Origin of the sequence: Paucimonas lemoignei (assembly GCF_004342585.1) — a bacterium.
Lineage (GTDB): Bacteria > Pseudomonadota > Gammaproteobacteria > Burkholderiales > Burkholderiaceae_D > Paucimonas > Paucimonas lemoignei.
Genome location: NZ_SLZQ01000034.1, coordinates 1 through 1231, shown reverse-complemented (window position 1 = coordinate 1231; position 1231 = coordinate 1). Strand labels below are relative to the sequence as shown.

The window sequence follows — 1231 nt, the reverse complement described above, 5'->3', positions numbered from 1 at the left end:
TGGACTAGCCCCACTTCGGTAGACATTTCCGGCCTATGATTTGAGCATAGGAGGAAGTGAATGAACAAGCCGAGATTTACACCGGAATTTAAGGACGAAGCAGTCAAGCAGGTGGTTGAACGTGGCTATTCGGTAGCCGAAGTTGCGGCTCGATTGGGCGTGTCCACGCATAGTCTGCACAAGTGGGTCAAAGCTGTTAAGCCCACTAAAGATGAGAAGCAGGCGGCAGAACTGATTGAAGCCAAAAGCGAGATATTGCGCTTACGTGCTCAAATGCGACGTGTGGAAGAGGAACGCGATCTGCTAAAAAAAGCCGCGCGGTACTTTGCCAGGGAGCCCGAGTGAAGTACCGCTTCATGAACGAACATCGCCATCAATATTCCATCGTTTTGATGTGTCGGGTTCTGAAAGTGACCCGTGCTGGCTTTTATCAATGGCTGCACAAGCCACTGTCGGATCGCGCTATTGAAGACCAGAGACTATTGGGAGTGATTCGGGATTCCTATGCTGCCAGTGGTGGCGTTTATGGATCGAACCGCGTCTTTGGTGACTTGCGTGAAGCCGGCGAGACTTGCGGCAGACATCGTGTAGCACGCATCATGCGGGTCAACAAAATCAAGGCGTTACGCGGCTATAAAGCCCCTAGACCGATTGCCGGTCGTCCTTCCATTCTTTCGCCTAACCGGCTTAATCGTGAATTTACCGTTGAGGCACCGAATCAAGCTTGGGTGACCGACATTACCTACATTCGTACCTGGCAAGGCTGGTTGTATCTAGCCGTTGTCATTGACCTATATGCCCGCAGGGTGGTTGGCTGGTCAATGAAGCCAACCTTATCCCGGGAACTGGCCCTGGATGCATTATTGATGGCCGTCTGGCGACGCAAACCGAAGAATTCCGTACTTGTCCATTCCGACCAGGGGAGCCAATACGGCAGCGATGATTGGAAACGTTTTTGCAATGCCAATAATCTAGAACCCAGCATGAGCCGACGCGGGAATTGTTGGGATAACGCTGTTGCCGAGTCCTTCTTTAGCAGCCTCAAGAAAGAGCGGATTCGCAAACGGATTTACAAAACGCGGGATCAGGCACGAGCCGATATCTTTGACTATATCGAAGTCTTTTATAATCGGACCCGGCGCCATAGCCATTTGGGCCAGGTAAGTCCCGAGGCGTTTGAACGCGCCTCAGCGTGAGGTCGGAATTTGTCTACTGAACCGGGGGTAGTCCA

General features: G+C 51.9%; 1 protein-coding gene. It reads left to right on the top strand.

What is annotated here, in order from left to right; translation table 11 throughout:
• The first annotated feature begins 60 nt into the window (after positions 1–60).
• A protein-coding gene (locus EDC30_RS19335; protein WP_207907341.1) for an IS3 family transposase occupies positions 61–1196 on the top strand; the annotation gives its coding sequence in 2 pieces (ribosomal slippage) (positions 61–313 and positions 313–1196; 1137 coding nt in all).
• Positions 1197–1231: the final 35 nt, after the last annotated feature.